Raw genomic sequence first — 17,514 nt, forward strand, 5'->3', positions numbered from 1 at the left:
TGTAGTTACAAATCCATAGGAATTTTTACTTTATATTCATTTATATCCTTATTAATTTTAAGATTCTTAGATTTTTTAATAAATAAAAGTATTATTAGTAGGATACAGATAATTACTATAGTACCAATCCAAGAAAAATTGTTTTCTACTATACAGAAAGTACCAGAGTTTCCATCCATAGAGAAGACGAGATAACTTCCGTTAATAGAAGAATTCACTTTTTCCCATCCATTATCTGTGGATTTCCATACCGCTACCTTTCCCTTTGTTTCAGGTAGAAGTAGTCTAAGGGTTGCATCTTTTTGTCCATCTTCTTGACCTTCCAGTTCAACTGTCCAAGCTTCTAAAATTTTGTTATGTTTCATTGTAAACTTGGCAGTATTCATATCAAAAGGAAATACTTTCAGCCCAGCATTTTTATGGAAACGACCTTCTGCCAATAGTAAAGGTAAAGTATCGTTATTTCGTACAATCTTGCTAGATAAAACAGTTACCAGTGGAGTGTATATAGCTTCAACTGTAGTATTAAAAGTCATTCGGCTAAAGTCAAAATCTTCCCAATGACTATCATAGCCATCTTTTTTAGATATAGTTGGCAATAATTCTAAATCAAAGGAATCTCCATATTGGAATGGCACTTTTTCAATGATATTGCCATCAGCTATAAAAGTTATAGAGAATTCAGAGAAAGCCTTTGGTAATGTTTCCACCTTCAATAGTTCCTTATAACTAATAGGGGAAGCTTTTTGACTATAACTGATTCCATCAATGGCAGCAAGTGTATCATGAACATAATAGTTGTTAGAAACTTTTCCTTCGGCTTCACCTGCTATAGAGCCAATCCATTCAGTTCCATTTTTCAATTGAACTAATGTATAGGAATCTAAAATATTCTTTCCATATCCAGCAATACCACCTACATAGTTTTTACCTGAAATGGAAGACAGTACAAAAGATTTACGTATTGTTGAGTAAGAAGCTCCAGCAATACCGCCTACATAATCTCCACTTTTACTTTCCACATCTCCATAGTTTTCACATCCTGTAATTGTACCTAAGTCCATACGACCTACAATACCTCCTGCATAGCTTTCTTTTACAGTTGCTTTACCATGATTTATACATTCTCTAAGAATTGCAGTAGTTTGATACTTAAAGTTAAGGGAAGGATTTCCCTTTTTAAATACATCATCTTCTGGGTCTAAATCATATTCGATGGCAATAGACCCAGCTATTCCTCCAACACTGACATCACCATTGACAGAACCATAATTTATATTTCTATAAACTGTACCTAGATTAGTATCTTCTGTATTTTCATCAGATATATCTTCTATAAAACCAGAGGAAGGCCTATCTTCTTTGGACATTATTAGAAGATCAAATATTACAAAGACTTGGTTACTAATAGTTTCAATATCAGAGACTAAAAGGTTGCTTGCATCTTTTATTTGAGTGTTCATTGTATTTATTTGCGAGGATATATGCCCTATATTATCAAATAAGTTTTCTCCAGATTGTCGATACTCGCCACTTATATTTGGAAGTTCAATATTAGGCTCAGATGTTAGAGAACGTAATAAGTCTTGGATAGAAACTACAATTGTGGTTATGGTCTCAGAAGCATCTCCAAAGCTATTAAATCCACGACTAAAATCACGAAATACACGGCCTGATTGTCTAGAAGTAGTTTCTAAATTGGAAAGAGCATCATAAATATTTCCAATAGCCAATTCAAACTTTCTAGAGGAATTCCGCATATCATTAAATATATTATTTAAATGATTTTTTACATCTGTTGTAATTTCCAATAGTGCCTTACTAAATATAGTAGAGGCTTTTTCTTTAAGTTTAGATAGAGCTGTTGACATGGATGCTAAAGCATTAGATAATTGTTCTAACTCTTGTGATAGACTATTCCAATCAGGATTATCAATATCTAAATCTTTTAATGCCTTTAAAATATCAGATATAGCCTTGCTACTATCTATGAAGGATTGGTCTAGTTCAGCTAAACCTTCCTCAAATTCTGGAAGTATCTTTTTTATATTTTCTTCATTCTCTAAAGTATTTAGTAATTTATGCAAAGCATCTTTAATTTTATGGATAGCCTGTTTTCCTAAATTTACTGATCGCCTTAAATTTTTTAGAGCTTTCTTGGCTTCATTTACTGTAGAAGCCATATCATCAGATGTGATTTCTAGATTGTCAAATCCAGATTCTATATGATTTATTGCAGTATTTAATATAATTGAAAGCTTTTCTCCATCCTCTAATATAGGTATAATTTCTTCTAGGGTATATGCAATACGACTACTGGTTATATTCACCGTATCTGTGATATTATCAATATAATCTGTAGCTCCCCTAGATAAAATCTGCATAATATCTTTAGTATCATTAACCGATTTTACTATATCAGCTAATTGAGAAGAGACAGATAGGGAAGAAGACCTAGCATCTGTAAAGGATCTACTCAAAAGATTTTGTAAAATATCTAGTTCATGGTCAAGTTTTTGTAGAGTATCCTCAGAGAAATGAAGCATTAAATATGGCTCTACCTGTCCAACGATACCTCCAACATCTTTACGACCTAGTACAGTATTGTAATTATGACAATTGCTTAAATACCCAGATTGTCGCCCTACAACACCACCAACATTGTATCCCATATGCTTATATCCCACAGTACCACGATTGATACAGTCTTGAAGAAATCCAGATGAGAAACCTACTATACCTCCCGTATCAGTATGTGCTTTAACATTTTCAGTTGAATTGAATTGTGACCAGTTTATATCATCTAGATTTAAAGTAGGTTCTATGGCGGAAGTATTGATTTCACACATATTGGTGGATTTAAGAATAGTACCTAGATTTTGGCCGACTATACCGCCAGTATAATGTTCTCCAGTTACTCTTCCTTCAGATGTACAATTGGATATTGTACCAGTTGCTTCATTTATACCAACTAATCCACCTATATTATTTTTTCCGCTAACTGTTCCGTTAAAATTACAGTTTTGAATACTACCTTTATTATTTCCAACAAGACCACCTATAATATTTTGACTTCCAGAAGGGGTTATATTACCAGAAATATTCAGGTTTTTTATAACTCCATCTTTTTGTAAATAACGAAATAATCCTTGGATAGAACCGCTTTGAGATATGGAAAGACCAGAGATAGTATGTCCTTGACCATCAAAGATGCCACCAAAAGTAGGTATTGGCGAGAACTCTATATTTGAAAGGTCAATATCTGAGCGTAATACAACAGTCTTACCTTGGAAATAGGTATCAAGAGATGCATTCTGACTAAATTCCAATAAATCCTCTGCAGAATCTATATAAACAGTATTGGATATAGCAAAAGATAGATCTAAATTAGTTACCAATAAGGCAATGCAGAGTATAATCGATAGAATACTGTTGGATAATTTATTTGATTTCTTCATCATGGCTTTCCCTCTTTTCTTGTGAACTAGATAAAGACTTAGAATCTATTTGTTTTATAGCGCCAACTTCTACTAGAACATTCACATCTCCGATAACTGTACCATGAATTTTTGCATCTATCATACCAGATACATATCCACGAACATGACCATCAACTTTAAGATGTCCTTTATGGTTTTGTGTATGTAAGAAGCCTTTGAGTTTAAATCCAGTTTTATCTATAATAGTATCACCTAATAATAAAATCTGAGGTAATACCCCCATGACTAAAATCATAGATATAATTGTTCCACGACCTAGAGAACTTCCAATAGAGGAAATAGAAGGTTCGGAGGATAGATATCCAATTAAAAGACCAGCTGAAGCCAATATACTTCCAGATGTAATCACAGTAGGAAAAGCTCGATTTAAGGCTTCTACCATAGCATCTAAAGGTGGCATAGTCTGTTTTAGTTCTTGGTAGCGACTAGTTATAACAATAGCATAGTCTATATTTGCACCCATTTGGATAGAGCTAACTATTAGATAACTCATAAAAAATATATTTACATTATTTAAAGCTGGAATAGAAAAACTAATCCAAATACTTCCTTGAATTATAAGCATTAATAATACTGGTAAACCTGCTGATTGAAATGTAAATAAGAGTACAATCATGACAAAAATAGCAGAGGTAATGCCAATAATGGTATTATCATGGTTGAAGGAACTAGATAGATCATAATTATTAGTAGATTCTCCAACTAGATAAACATCTTTTGAATAGTATTTAGATGCTATTTTATGGATTTCATCCAACCATTTAAAGGTTTCTTCTCCCTCCTCGGGTATATTAGTATTTATAAGTAATCTTGTATAGTTTTTTCCTTGTAACTGGAGTTGTGCATCTTTAAGCTGAGTATACATATTATCTAGTTCTTCTTCTAACTCCTCATCTAAAGTCACATATCCTGCAACTTTTTCCTCATGTAAGAAAAGAAACATATCTATAAGGGGTACAGCATAACTATCTAGACCATTTACTATTTTTCCATAGGATTCTTCATGTACTGCATAGGCACTATATAATAAACGTGCTACCTTAATATCTAAATCTGCCAGCTCAGCAAACTGACGAGACGTGAGAGTATCAGTTAGAACATAATCTTCCACTGCTTTTATATTTGCAAGACCTACTACAGAATCTATAATTTCCAATGATTTCAACTCTGCAATCAATTTGCCTTCTTTCTCATAATCTCCAGTAGGAACTAATAAAGCCATGAAATTATTTTTTACAAAAGTATCTTTAATCATCTTTTCTGCAATCTGTTCCTCGTTTTGTTTTCTAGTAGTTAGTGTACTATATCCATATACATAATTAGATTTATTAGAAAAATAAAATCCTAAAATCAATACTATTATGAAAATAGGAGGGATTATATACCGAGTTTTGACTACTATACGACTAAAGGATGTAATATCAGGTACAAAATTTCTATGGGCGGTTTTATCAATTCCTTTACTAAATATCATAAGTAATCCTGGCATAAGGGTAAATACCGAGAACAAACTCCATATTATTGCTTTTATTAGAACTATTCCCATATCAAATCCAATTTTAAACTGCATAAGCATCAATGCTAACAGGCCAGATATGGTGGTTAAACTACTGGCAGATATTTCAGGAATAGCTTTACTTAAAGCGGCTATGACTGCCTCTCTAGGTTCTTGAAAAGCTCGTTCCTCAGTATAGCGATGACATAGAATAATAGCATAGTCAATGGCTAGGGCAAGTTGTAGAACTACAGCAATAGAGTCACTTACAAAGGAGATCTCTCCTAAAAGGAAATTGGTTCCCATATTCAGTAAAGCAGCTGCACCAAAGGTAATCAAAAGTACAGGAATCTCCAAATAAGTTTTAGATGTAAATAATAGTACGCTGACTATAATTATTACAGCTATTATCATAACTACTCCCATCTCTTTATTAAGAATATCTGCAGAACTAGAGCCTACTTCTGTAGATACATATAAATCATATTTTGAAAGCGTATCTCTTACTTCTTCCATAGCTTTTACAGTAATTTCATCAGATACTTCTCCCGAAAATGTAATCTCAAATAAGGCAGAAGCAGAACGAAAATGCTTATCATTGTTCTCAAATAATACAGAGGAAGCACCTTCTATATTTTCCAATTGTGCAGCAATATTTTCAGCTTCTTCATATGTAATATTGCTTACCATAATTTTTGCTGTAGCATAGGTAACAAACTCATCCTCCATTAAGGTAAGTCCCTTTCGAGTTTCTGTATTTTCAGGTAAATAGTCTGTTAGATTATTATTTACAGATACCCATTGAGAAGAAAATACGCAAAAAATTATCAAACCAATAAAAAGTAAGAAAAATCCATTGCGTTTATCTACAATAAAAGTTGCCATGTTTTCCCAAAAGGTTTTTTTATTTTCTGTTGTGTCCATTTCAAATTCCTCCTCTACTAAATTTTATATATTATAAAAAGAAAGGGATTGTATAATTTAGACAGTTGTATAAAAATGTACAACTGTCTAAATATATGCTATAATCATGATACAATAAGGATAGATATATTACAAGAAACAGAGTTTGACCTATGTTTAAAATTATACAAAAAATAAAATATGTCATATTGGAGGTAAATATGAAATATGTTGATAGTACTGAAATGACAATCGCTACTAAGCGAACATTGAAAAATTTAAGAGAAGCATTAAAGGATTTATTAAAGATAAAGGCCTTTGAGAATATATCTATTCAAGAACTATGCGATAAAGCCATGATTTCTCGTGGAACTTTCTATAATTACTTTTATGATAAATATGATTTATTAAACTATGATTGGAGTCAATTACAATTAGAATTAGATCCAGAGTTTACAAATCCTGATTTAAAATCCGATGATTATGAGAAGTATATGAATTTGTTCTTAGAAAATCTAATAACCTATCTTTCAGAAGAACCAGAAATTTATAGAAAAATAAATAATACTAATGCAAATAGTATATTCTTTATAAATATGCATGAATATATTGCAGAACAGATTTTATTAAAGCTAAAGAAAGCTATAGAAGACGAAAGTAAATATAGAATTCCTATAGAACTTCTTGCTACTGTTTATGCCAATACAATAATTACTGTGGGAAGATGGTGGCTACAGCATGGAGAAATATATACAAAAGAAGAAGTTCATAGGTTTTTCAGCATCTTAATTGGCCAAGATGTAATTTTTAAAGAAAAATTGCTTTAGCGCTCACATCTCTATCTAGATCTAGAGAACTGATGAAGATGCAGGAGGATGGATTGCTGGCTATAGGATCTACAATACAGTACTGAGAGCATCTTATATTATAATGAAGTATCTTTTCTATAAAAATATTGCAGAATAATGATAGAATGTATACTTATTTTAAAATTAACATGGATACCTTCAGGAAAACAAATTGCTTAATAATGATATATTTATTTTTTTCGATTATTGCAGTTAAATGAAAATTTTAGAAGCTCTTCTATATAAAACTTTTCTATTCAAATATTTTTAGATTTAAGCTACATCATTCGTGCAGCCTTAAGGCATATGGAGAGTGTCGTGAGGATTGAGAGGGTGAAAGGTTGATAAATAGAGGGTTGTGAGAGAACAAGTGCTTACAATATATACCAAAGCGAGAGAGCGATTTCGAATTCAAATTTTCTTTAAGAAACGAAACAATTGGTCTCTTATCCGATTCACAATGGTCGAATAAATATGGAATTTCCTGAATGAGCATTATCTTAGTGTTAAAAGATAATGCTATTTTAATGAGAAAAATAAATTTCTAAATTTTAAATCCTTTTCATATCTTTTTGCGTTAATAATATATAGGAGGTTCTATTTACGAACTTCAAAGGAGGTGGCGGTTATTGAGGATATACTATTAATTTTAAAGGCTCGTAGCGGCAATAAAAATGCACTTAACACACTAATAAACAAATATTACGACAATATTTATAGCTATATCGTACGCAAAATAGGCAATGAGCAGATAGCTGCTGACCTTACACAAGATGTTTTCCTAAAGCTTGTTCGTAATATCCATCGTTATCAAGTTACAGGTAAGTTTTCAAACTTCCTTTTTACAATTGCAGTAAATACTTGTAATGACTATTTCCGTAAGAAAAAGGTTGATTATGAGGATATTGACAATTTAGAGAAAACCGATGTTAGTCATCGCCTTGATACCAAATACTCGACAATGAGAGATCAGAGATAATTAAAAAGGGATTGGAGATTTTATCCGATGATCAAAGGGAGACTGTTATTCTGAGGTTCTATCACGATATGAAAGTTAAAGATATTGCGAAGGTTACAGGTGTTTGTTTACCTACTGCAAAGTCAAGACTGAAACAAGCAATTGATAAGCTAAGATTATTTTTCGATAAGGAGGGATATTTTGAATAAGAGAGATATTTCTAAGATTAAAACTACACTCTTGAAGTATAAAGTAACATTGCCCCGTGATGAAGATAGACTAAAAACCATTGAGTTAGCACAAGCTGCTCTATATCATAGAAAAAATGTAAGAACACCGCTATCATCCTTATTTATTACTCAAGCAAAATATATTTCAAAGTTCTTATGGGTTACCCAAATATTAGCCATCATCTTAACGGTTATGACTTCAGACGGTTTCTCAACTATAAGCGAGATACAGGGTTTAATATTTACAGTGGTACCAATTTTGACATTTTATGTTGTGCCAGAAGTAATGAAAGCAAAGATATACGGGATGAGCGAGGTTGAAGTTGTTTGCAAAAATACTCTGGCCAAAATAATGATAATAAAATTAATAATCATTGGAACAGTTAATATCGGGGCTATCTTAGCAATCACTTTATTTTTAAGCAGTAGATTTGATATGCGTTTTATAGAACTTTTGATTTATGGGCTTATTCCATTTAATATCATGAATTTCATGAATCTCTTAGTGTTAGATATTTTAAAATTGAAATCACCTTTTGTTTTTCTGTCAACATCACTGGTAACTACTTTGCTTTTACAGCTAACAAAAATTTATTTTGATATAGCCCAGCAAGTGTGGAATGGTCTATTTTTTATTAGTGTTATTCTACTAGTTTTTGAATTGTATAGACTTGTAATTAATATGAGAGAAAGGCAGGAACTATTGATATGGAATTAAGGATTAACAATCTAACTCGTCAATATGGTAATAAAATTGCGGTTGATAACTTCTCTGCAACCCTAACTCCCGGTGTTTATGGGCTGCTTGGGGCAAATGGCATGGGAAAGACGACACTGATGCGGTTGGTTTGCGATATTCTAAAGCCATCAGCAGGAGAAATCACATATGATGGAGTGAATATTACAGAGCTAGGCGAAGATTATCGCGATATTCTCAGTTATCTTCCGCAGCAATTTGGATACTACCCTGATTTTAGCGCTTATGATTACATGATGTACCTTGCTTCCTTGAAAGGACTTAAACGTTTTGCTGCTCGCAAAAAGACCTTGGAGTTGTTGGAAACTGTAGGATTAATTGACGAGAAAAAGCATAAGATTAAGACTTTTTCTGGCGGTATGCGCCAACGCCTTGGCATTGCACAAGCCATGCTAAATGACCCCAAAATTCTTGTACTTGATGAGCCAACTGCGGGGCTTGACCCTAAAGAGCGGGTAAAGTTTCGTAACCTCATCAGCTCATTTTCCCGGGAAAGGATTATAATCCTTTCCACTCATATCGTGTCCGATATAGAATACATTGCTGATGAAATTTTGGTTATAAAAGGTGGGCAGCTGCTTAGTCGAGGTAATGTACACAGTATTACCGAAGCAATTGAAGGCTTTGTATGGGAGATTACTGTCAGTGCGGAAGCTGCTAAGCAGATGAATACTAAATTTATTATCAGCAACCTTAAACATCGTGATGAATATATCACGCTCCGAATCGTGGCTACGAATAAACCACATGAAGAGGCTATAAATGTATCACCAAATCTCGAAGATTTATACTTATATTACTTTCAGGAGGAAGAATCAAATGATAACATTAATCAACTATGAGTTGACCAAATTATTTTGTAGGCGTAGTACAAAAATTTTGCTAATCGCTTCATTTCTACTCTGTTTAATCTTACTTGTTGGTTCGCTTTTAACTTTTCAAATAATTGATTCTGACATGAATATACGCAAGGGTATGTCAGCAATTGAATATGACCGCACGACACAGAAACAATTTGCAGGAGAATATACAAATATGGAAGCAAAGGCACTTCTTGCAGAAATTGAGGCAGTTTGTAACAATCCCCAATATAGGCGTACGGAAAATCAGCCTGCGAACAATCCCTCACCACTAACTGACCAAGCATATTACAAATATTTGAAGAAATATGACCCTATTTGGACAATTATCAATTACCAACAGGCTTTTCCAGAGCTGATTGCTAAAGTTGAGCGAGGTGATTTATTTCAGATTTACCAACATAATGCAAAATCATTGGATGATATGAAGGACATTCCCGACCCCGATCTCAATAACCCCGTTGCACAAAAGCTCACGGTGATGTATAAAAACGTCGAAATTCCCTTTCATATCGACTATATTGAGGGATGGAACAAACTAATATATGGGTTTTCACATATTCTTGCACTACTGATAAGTGCCATAGTGATTATATGCCTGGCTCCGATTTTTTCTGATGAATACAGCACCGGAGCAGCAGCAATTTTGCTGACAACGAAACACGGCAAGAATAAGCTCATCAAGGCCAAAGTAGCTGCTGCATTTACATTCAGTACAAGTGTGTTTTTCATTTTTGCTCTTTTGTATACTGCTTTTTATGGCTTGACCTATGGCTTCTCGGGCGCTACCAGTAGTCTTCAAACCAGTGCAGATTTCATAATATCACCATATAATTTGACAATGGTTGGACTGTTTCTGCGTGTGCTTGGTATTGGTTACCTCGGTTTAATGTTTCTCACGGCTATTACGCTTTTTATTTCCTCGAAATCCAGAAATGCGTATACAGCGCTTATTCCGCTAGCGGCCATTCTGTTCTTGCCACTTATAGATTTATCAAGAATTTCTAAAGTGCTTCACAAGATTTTACTGCTATTTCCAATTCATGTCATGAGGGTCTCAGAAATATACCCAATGGCGAACTTTTATAATATTTTCGGTTTATTGGTTGACCAAGTTTTAATGGCAATTATCGTTTCAATTTTATTAATCTTTATGTTTGTACCTTTTTCTTATCGAGCTTTTAAGTCTTATCAGGTCCAAGGTTAATTAGGTTTTAAAGTTTGTGAAATTGATAAAGAATAATTTGGACTGGGAGTTTGATGGAATCTATGGAGATTGAGGTAGCAGAGATTTATGCATAGATGGTAGTAGGGCACTTTTCATGTTAGTTACATCATTCGTGTAATAACAACGCATGTGGAGTGTATAGTTCTGATGACGAATTGTGGTCATAAGGATAAATAAGACGGTTTGACCACAAAATGTTGTGGTTTTAAAGTAAAAAACGAACAAAAACCGGGCTGAAAAATGCATTTTTTTAGCCCGGTTTTTGAGGGCACTTTATAGATGACATCGGGTATTCTTGATGATGATAATCTTAAAACGCAATTCCAAATATGAAAATCTAAAGGCATTGAGATAAAAATCTAAAATCTATTATTTTCAAATTAACTTAATATACATCTATGATAAGAAATCCATATTTGAGTTAGCTAATCAATTTTATTTTTATAAGATAATTCATGAATTTTCTAAAGCAAATATTCCAGATGCTCGCGTAAACAAGTGAAAACAAGAAAAAAATTAAAAAAGTTAAAGCAATTGATAACGAACTGGTTAAATCTACAAACGCCAAAATACCTACTATATAAGTTAAAAATATCATTCCAAGAGATAGTGTTATGCTTGAAAATAATATAGAAATTATTATTCCCTTCCTATAAAGCAATGTTCCGATAACGATACCTAGTAGCCCGGTGGTAAAAAGTAGTATTATTGTCTCCTGCGCACTAACTATAGCAAGAATTAATGCGGAAGAAAAAAATACAGTAAAACCAAGAGAAATATTAGAAACAGCAGCTATCGCAATAGGTAGAGTACTTAATGGACTTAAGGCCAACCCAATCGTGGGTAAAAATATAGGTGCTGATTGAAATAGTACAGCTACTGTTGTTAATATACCTCCAATACAAATAAACCTGCTTATATTCATTTTTTTCAATTTAAATGCCTCCTATCAGGTGCTACTAGTATTTTAGAATACTGATTGATACGTGCATATTTCTGTATAAGCACTGAAGGTATATCCTCTTAATATACCTTCAGTAAAGGCTTTCATCATTTACATCAAATCAGTTTCAAAATTGACGTGGGAATATGATTGCTCTCTTGTTTGTTTTATATTTCGATTCAATAAATCCTAGAAAGGAATTTACCTGGTATTAAGTCGAATTTTATAGTTATGAATCATGGAACAATTTCAAAAACAGTACCTTGGTTAAAATCAGTCACATTCATAGAGCCATAAACCCCTAAATATAGTCTGGTTTGATCCAGATTCGTTCCCAAACTAACATAAAAAGCTGATTGTGACCCAAAATTATAATCGGTTTCAATAACACTAAAATCATTTAGTTTACAATCTGTTCTTACCCTGGTATAAGCTAAAACACCTTTAACCGGAGGTTCAGATTCTTCATTCCGGGCAAAATCGGTAAACACAACGCTTCCCGTTAAATCGGGGATTCCATTCCCCATATATGACTGGACTCCTGTAAGTGCGGTTCCTCCAAACTTATCGGGTCGGGGATCTTTATGAAAATAACTAGTTAGAGGCTGAAGACGATGCACTGAGGTTTTTACTGCTTCATTGTAATAAGCAATTACTTTCTCATCCAAAGTCGGACTTGCAGAGCAGTCCCTTATAATCGAAGTAGGAAAAGCACCTTCCCACCCTCGCCAGCCAAAGTTAATAAATCCTTCTTGGTCAGGTTCAGATTTCATTAAAGAAGCTTGAACAAGCTGAGTAACCGGTATTGGTTTATAATGAACGAATGAAAAAATCGACTCTGCCAGATCCTGTCCGACATTTCCCACATATTTGATATACTGATTATAAAATCTTTGAAATGAAATGCCAGGTATATTGCGAACCCCTTTGGCAATTACCGTAAGCGTTTCCTGAATAGGTACGGGGAGTTCATTAAAACGTGTGACTACGGGTGGATTATAGATAAATGTATTCTTAACTACATCAATTTCAATTATTTTACCGGCGATTTCCATATCATCCTGGCTTAAATTAAATGGATCATAGCCTGATCCACCATCTCCGGTTGTTAAAATAAGTTTTCCTGTTTCAGGTGAAAAGTTTAAGCTGTTGACACCATTATGATTAAAAAATGGTCTTCTTAAATTAAGTAATGTCCGCCGTTTTTGAGGTTGACCATTCGATTGTAAAATCCATTCTTCAACTGTGTCAATATGATCATATTGAATTTCTCTATTTATCCACTGTAGGTTTAAGGTTCTGGGATCACACGGATTAGGATTAAAAAATTCAGGAAGAGCACCTGGACCTTGTGCTCCAGCTACTGAATTAGGAAGAGCACCCGGACCTTGTGTTCCAGCAACTGAATAATGAAGATAAAACAGACCGTTACAATAAAATTCGGGATGAAACGCTAGTCCTATCAATCCCCGTTCATCATATCCACCACCAGAAACACCTAGTTTTATGATTCGTGGGCGAATATCTAAAAAAGTCCTTATAACTCCGTTTCCTATGTAAAAGATCTCTCCTACCTGGGTTGCAATAAATAATCTTTCGATTGAGTCACCTGGAAGTATAGCTGTTTTCAAAACAGTGGGTAAATTTATCTTACTAACAATAGGCCGTAAACTAACTTCAACTTTTATCAACTTATTTTACACTCCTTCTTATTATTTTCTTTTATAAGAATATGATTAGAACTGTTATATTAGCACCGAATTATGGTCAGGGAATCATATCTTTACTTTCAAGTTGTAATAAAACTTGCTATAGTAATATAGATAGGTATAGAAAGGGTGAGGTTTAATTGAAAAAACAAAAAAGAATTAGAGATTATGGAATAATTATAGGAGATCTACCAACTGGAAATTTGAATAAAATAACTGATGTAAAGGGTATTAAAGTAGGTCATTGTACAATAGATACAAATGAGAATAAAACTGGTATAACAGTAATTCTTCCAATGGAAGATAACATTTTTAAAAATAAACTTGTTGCAGCATCCTATGTTTTAAATGGATTTGGTAAAACAATGGGACTTGTACAAATAGAGGAATTAGGTACCTTAGAGTCTATTATTGCCCTTACAAATACTCTAAATGTTGGATTAGTACATGATGCGGTAGTAGATTACATGATAGAACAATGCAAAAATGATAATATTAAATTAGAATCTATAAATCCTATAGTATGTGAATGTAATGATAGTTACCTTAATAATATACAAATGAGGGCAGTGGGTAAAAAACATGTTTATAAAGCTATTGAGGATGCGTCTACAGATTTCCTAGAGGGGGATGTAGGGGCTGGTAAAGGTATGAGATGCCATTACCTCAAAGGGGGAATAGGATCTGCTTCACGTGTAATCACCATAGATAATCATACATATACAGTAGGAGTATTGGTTTTATCCAATCATGGACGATTGGAAGACCTTATAATTGATGGAAATAAAATAGGCAGAAAAATTTCTGAAAGGTTAAATAATGAAAGTTTAGTTGATAAGGGTTCTATTATATCAATAATAGCAACTGATTTACCGTTAAGCAGTAGACAGTTAAAAAGAGTATGTAAAAGAGCAGGAGTTGGTTTAGCAAGGCTGGGTTCTTTTATTGGACATGGAAGTGGTGAAGTTATGATTGCCTTTTCTACTAGAAATATTTTAAAGGATGATGATCCAGATATAGTTAATGTCAAAATTTTAAAAGAAGATAAGATCGATATAGTTTTTAGAGCTGTTGCCGAGTGCGAGGAAGAAGCAGTATTAAATTCTATGATTACTTGTGGCAAGGTAATAGGAAGGAATAACAATACATTAGAAATTTTAAGTAGTTATATAGAGTAAAATGTTTACCATAGATAAGAACACTAACGGGAGCGATTAAACCTTGTCTCTATGCTTTAAACTTAGCACAGATTGCATATTATTGAAATAGCCCTCTATGACATTTGATCTTATCTTAGAGGGCTGCTTTTACAGAGCCTTAGATATTCCAAAGGAAGGCTTTGTTATATTTAGTGTTCGTGGTCCCTTTCGGCATCTTCTTTAGTTTGATGAACCGTACCTCTTGGATGTACAGGTGGCGCATATATAGAGTACAATTTAAGAGGTTTATTACCTATATTGATTAGATTGTGCCATTTACCAGCAGGTATCATAATCGCAAAGTCATCACATACTTTTCTTTGAAAGTCTAACTTACATTTACTATCCCCCATTTTAATAAGTCCTTGACCTTCTTCAATACGTATGAATTGATCAACTGTGGGATGAACTTCTAAACCTATGTCATCTCCAACATTGATACTCATCAAGGTAACTTGTAAATGGTTTCCTGTCCATAAAGCAGTACGATAATTATTGTTTACTTAGAACTCTTTAATATAGAAATACCACACTCTCTATACTCTTTGGGTGTTAAATTAGTATGTTTCCTGAATTGTTCAATATAATAGCTGACACTTCCAAAACCTACTTCACTTGCAATTTCAGTAATGTTAAGATCGGTTCTTTTTAACAAATTGATACTTTGATTTAATCGATAAGTTATTAAATACTCAATAGGGCTTGTTTTAATCATTCGCTTAAAAAACCTGCAGCATTCTGATCTGCTAATATTACCTACTTTAGCTATGTCTTCAAGTACAATTTTATTCATATAGTTTTGGTGAATAAATGAAAGCATATCTTTAATCCTGTTATCTTCAACTAAAATGTTTAGATTGGTCTCGTTCATATAATCAGGAGTATTTAAAACTATAGAATGCCATATATGAAAAAGGCTAGAATAAGTCCCTAGCTCATAACCGAATGGTTGACTTGTATAAATTTCAAATAAATCATTTAAAACTTCAAGTATTTCCTTTTGCCAAGGGTTAGAAATATTAAGTTCAATAAAAGGAATAGATTTTGAGTTGATGAATGGAGCGACAAATTTTTGCTGAACAATGTTATCATCGGAAAAGAAATTTGGTGATATATCAAAACAAATATAGACGCAATCATTAGAATTATGCGAGGTAGCGGAATGCAGACAACTTGAATTGATAAATAATCCATTCTTTTCATGGATATAATGTTTTGTTTGATTAACTGTAAAACATGCAGAGCCTTCAACTACAAGAACAAATTGTATTTCATCATGCCAATGCAAAGGAACATGACCAAGAATATTTTTACTCAGTTGTGTCTTATAAATTGCGATTGGAAAATCTTTAGTACCATGTCTTGTAATCTCTTGTAGATCACTTGATATAGGAATATTAAATACTTGCACAAATTCACCTCGTTTCTAGAGCAATATAACGATATTATTTGAGCATAACCTTATAGATTTCGTTTGTGTTGATGCAATATAATAATAGCATATCAAATGGTTTTAAGCTAACTTGATTTTACTGGAAACTATCCAGCTAGATGTTGTGTGGAAGTAGCAAGGCTACCGAAAGATGTAAAAGTAGAAATTGAGGTAACTGCAATTGTGGATTAATAACATTTTTATAAGGAGGCAAAAAATGAGAAATACATTAAAAATTCAATATATAAAGAATGCGAATTTACGAAATGTAGAAGATGGAAGTGACGTCTTTAAATTCATTAATCGAGAAACTTTAAGAAGCGTAAGAGATTTTCATGACAAATTTTCAGAGTACCAAGTCACCCCATTACACAGTTTAAATGAGTTATCTAAGAGACTAGGTGTTGCTAAGATATGGGTCAAAGACGAATCTCATAGATTTGGCCTAAATGCTTTTAAGGTATTGGGTGGTGCATATGCTGTAGGAAAGTACTTGTCTGAAAAACTGGGTGTCGATATTTCTGAATTATCATTTGAAGATTTGAAATCAAAAGAGATAAAAGATAAGTTAGGGGATCTAACTTTTGTTACGGCAACAGACGGAAATCATGGTCGTGGCATTGCTTGGGCAGCAAATAAACTTGGACAAAAATCCGTTGTGTTTATGCCAAAAGGGTCATCCATATTGAGATTGGAAAATATCAAGAAAGAAGGCGCAGAGGCATCCATTACTGACTTAAATTATGACGATGCTGTTAGATTAGCTAGTCAATATGCAGAAGAAAACAATGGTGTTTTAATTCAAGATAGCGCTTGGAATGGTTATGAAAAGATCCCTAAATGGATCATGCAGGGCTACCTAACTCTAATAGATGAAGCCATGGAGCAAATAAGAAGTGAAGGATATGAAAAGCCTACTCATGTATTTCTTCAAGCAGGTGTGGGATCATTTGCTGGAAGTGTACTTGGATATTTGATTTCAGAATTTGGAAATGATCGACCGATAACCGCAATTATTGAACCTGAAGATGCAGCATGTATATTCAAATCTGTCATGGTTAGTGATGGTACACCACATGCTGTAACAGGTGATATGACAACCATTATGGCGGGATTGGCTTGTGGAAAACCAAGTATTGTTTCATGGGATATACTAAGGGATTATGCAAATATGTATATTTCTTGTGCGGATAAAATTTCAGCAAATGGTATGAGAATCCTTGGTAGTCCATTGCCGGCGGATCCACAAATCATATCAGGAGAATCTGGAGCGGTGGGAATTGGTTTAATAAGTAAGATATTAGAAGATGATTCATTCAAAGAAATTGCAGATATTTTAGAGATTAATGATGGTTCAAAGATTCTAATCATAAGTACTGAAGGTGATACCGATCCAGTAGGGTACAAAAATATTGTATGGAATGGTATGTATCCTTCAGTCTAAAATAGTTT

The 17,514-nt window shown here is 33.3% G+C and carries 14 protein-coding genes and 1 pseudogene; 9 read left to right on the plus strand and 6 right to left on the minus strand.

Annotated elements, in window-relative coordinates:
• Window positions 1-5: 5 nt before the first annotated feature.
• Together KQI88_RS01360 and KQI88_RS01365 are read right to left on the minus strand one after the other, a co-directional pair.
• Entirely contained in the window at window positions 6-3,461 is a 3,456-nt protein-coding gene (locus tag KQI88_RS01360) for a GLUG motif-containing protein (RefSeq protein WP_216414568.1), read from the minus strand.
• The gene (locus KQI88_RS01365; RefSeq protein ID WP_216414569.1) at window positions 3,442-5,919 is read right to left on the minus strand and encodes an efflux RND transporter permease subunit; all 2,478 of its coding nucleotides are present in this window, start codon (window positions 5,917-5,919) and stop codon (window positions 3,442-3,444) included. The genes KQI88_RS01360 and KQI88_RS01365 overlap by 20 nt, the downstream gene beginning before the upstream one ends.
• Window positions 5,920-6,119: 200 nt before the next feature.
• On the opposite strand from KQI88_RS01365, the gene KQI88_RS01370 reads away from it, so the two are divergent.
• The 6 genes from KQI88_RS01370 to KQI88_RS01395 all read left to right on the plus strand — a co-directional run bounded on the left by KQI88_RS01370 (window position 6,120) and on the right by KQI88_RS01395 (window position 10,758).
• Window positions 6,120-6,725 (plus strand): TetR/AcrR family transcriptional regulator C-terminal domain-containing protein, encoded by a 606-nt coding sequence (locus KQI88_RS01370; RefSeq protein WP_216414570.1) that lies wholly within the window; start codon window positions 6,120-6,122, stop codon window positions 6,723-6,725.
• Between the two features lie 640 nt (window positions 6,726-7,365).
• Complete coding sequence (locus tag KQI88_RS01375; protein WP_216414571.1) at window positions 7,366-7,725, plus strand: RNA polymerase sigma factor; 360 nt, start codon at window positions 7,366-7,368, stop codon at window positions 7,723-7,725.
• An 11-nt stretch (window positions 7,726-7,736) separates the two neighbouring features.
• Window positions 7,737-7,913, plus strand: coding sequence for a sigma factor-like helix-turn-helix DNA-binding protein (locus KQI88_RS01380; RefSeq protein WP_216414572.1), 177 nt, complete (start codon window positions 7,737-7,739; stop codon window positions 7,911-7,913).
• Window positions 7,906-8,652, plus strand: a complete 747-nt coding sequence (locus tag KQI88_RS01385) for a hypothetical protein (RefSeq protein ID WP_216414573.1) — start codon at window positions 7,906-7,908, stop codon at window positions 8,650-8,652. The genes KQI88_RS01380 and KQI88_RS01385 overlap by 8 nt, the downstream gene beginning before the upstream one ends.
• Window positions 8,643-9,533 carry an ABC transporter ATP-binding protein gene (locus KQI88_RS01390; protein ID WP_216414574.1) on the plus strand — a complete coding sequence of 297 codons (891 nt, stop codon included), beginning with the start codon at window positions 8,643-8,645 and terminating at the stop codon, window positions 9,531-9,533. The genes KQI88_RS01385 and KQI88_RS01390 overlap by 10 nt, the downstream gene beginning before the upstream one ends.
• Window positions 9,511-10,758 carry an ABC transporter permease gene (locus tag KQI88_RS01395; RefSeq protein WP_216414575.1) on the plus strand — a complete coding sequence of 416 codons (1,248 nt, stop codon included), beginning with the start codon at window positions 9,511-9,513 and terminating at the stop codon, window positions 10,756-10,758. The genes KQI88_RS01390 and KQI88_RS01395 overlap by 23 nt, the downstream gene beginning before the upstream one ends.
• Before the next feature lie 442 nt (window positions 10,759-11,200).
• Here the strand turns inward: KQI88_RS01395 and KQI88_RS01400 are convergent, their stop codons facing one another.
• A complete protein-coding gene (locus KQI88_RS01400; RefSeq protein ID WP_246579120.1) occupies window positions 11,201-11,704 on the minus strand; it encodes a hypothetical protein in 504 nt (167 codons plus the stop codon).
• A 254-nt stretch (window positions 11,705-11,958) separates the two neighbouring features.
• Entirely contained in the window at window positions 11,959-13,413 is a 1,455-nt protein-coding gene (locus tag KQI88_RS01405) for a PQQ-dependent sugar dehydrogenase (protein WP_216414577.1), read from the minus strand.
• A 158-nt stretch (window positions 13,414-13,571) separates the two neighbouring features.
• On the opposite strand from KQI88_RS01405, the gene KQI88_RS01410 reads away from it, so the two are divergent.
• Complete coding sequence (locus KQI88_RS01410; protein ID WP_216414578.1) at window positions 13,572-14,609, plus strand: P1 family peptidase; 1,038 nt, start codon at window positions 13,572-13,574, stop codon at window positions 14,607-14,609.
• A 170-nt stretch (window positions 14,610-14,779) separates the two neighbouring features.
• On the opposite strand, the gene KQI88_RS01415 is transcribed toward KQI88_RS01410, so the two are convergent.
• Both KQI88_RS01415 and KQI88_RS01420 read right to left on the minus strand, forming a co-directional pair.
• A complete protein-coding gene (locus KQI88_RS01415; RefSeq protein ID WP_246579076.1) occupies window positions 14,780-15,076 on the minus strand; it encodes a cupin domain-containing protein in 297 nt (98 codons plus the stop codon).
• A 53-nt stretch (window positions 15,077-15,129) separates the two neighbouring features.
• Window positions 15,130-16,041: an AraC family transcriptional regulator gene (locus tag KQI88_RS01420; protein ID WP_216414579.1), complete on the minus strand. Its 912-nt coding sequence runs from the start codon at window positions 16,039-16,041 to the stop codon at window positions 15,130-15,132.
• A 117-nt stretch (window positions 16,042-16,158) separates the two neighbouring features.
• Here KQI88_RS01420 and KQI88_RS18535 point away from each other — a divergent pair.
• A pseudogene (locus tag KQI88_RS18535) lies at window positions 16,159-16,254 on the plus strand (Rid family hydrolase); the annotation flags it as partial.
• A 25-nt stretch (window positions 16,255-16,279) separates the two neighbouring features.
• Window positions 16,280-17,506 (plus strand): diaminopropionate ammonia-lyase, encoded by a 1,227-nt coding sequence (gene dpaL / locus KQI88_RS01430; RefSeq protein WP_216414580.1) that lies wholly within the window; start codon window positions 16,280-16,282, stop codon window positions 17,504-17,506.
• The last annotated feature ends 8 nt before the right edge of the window (window positions 17,507-17,514 follow it).

The organism is Alkaliphilus flagellatus (assembly GCF_018919215.1).
In the GTDB taxonomy this organism is placed as follows: domain Bacteria; phylum Bacillota; class Clostridia; order Peptostreptococcales; family Natronincolaceae; genus Alkaliphilus_B; species Alkaliphilus_B flagellatus.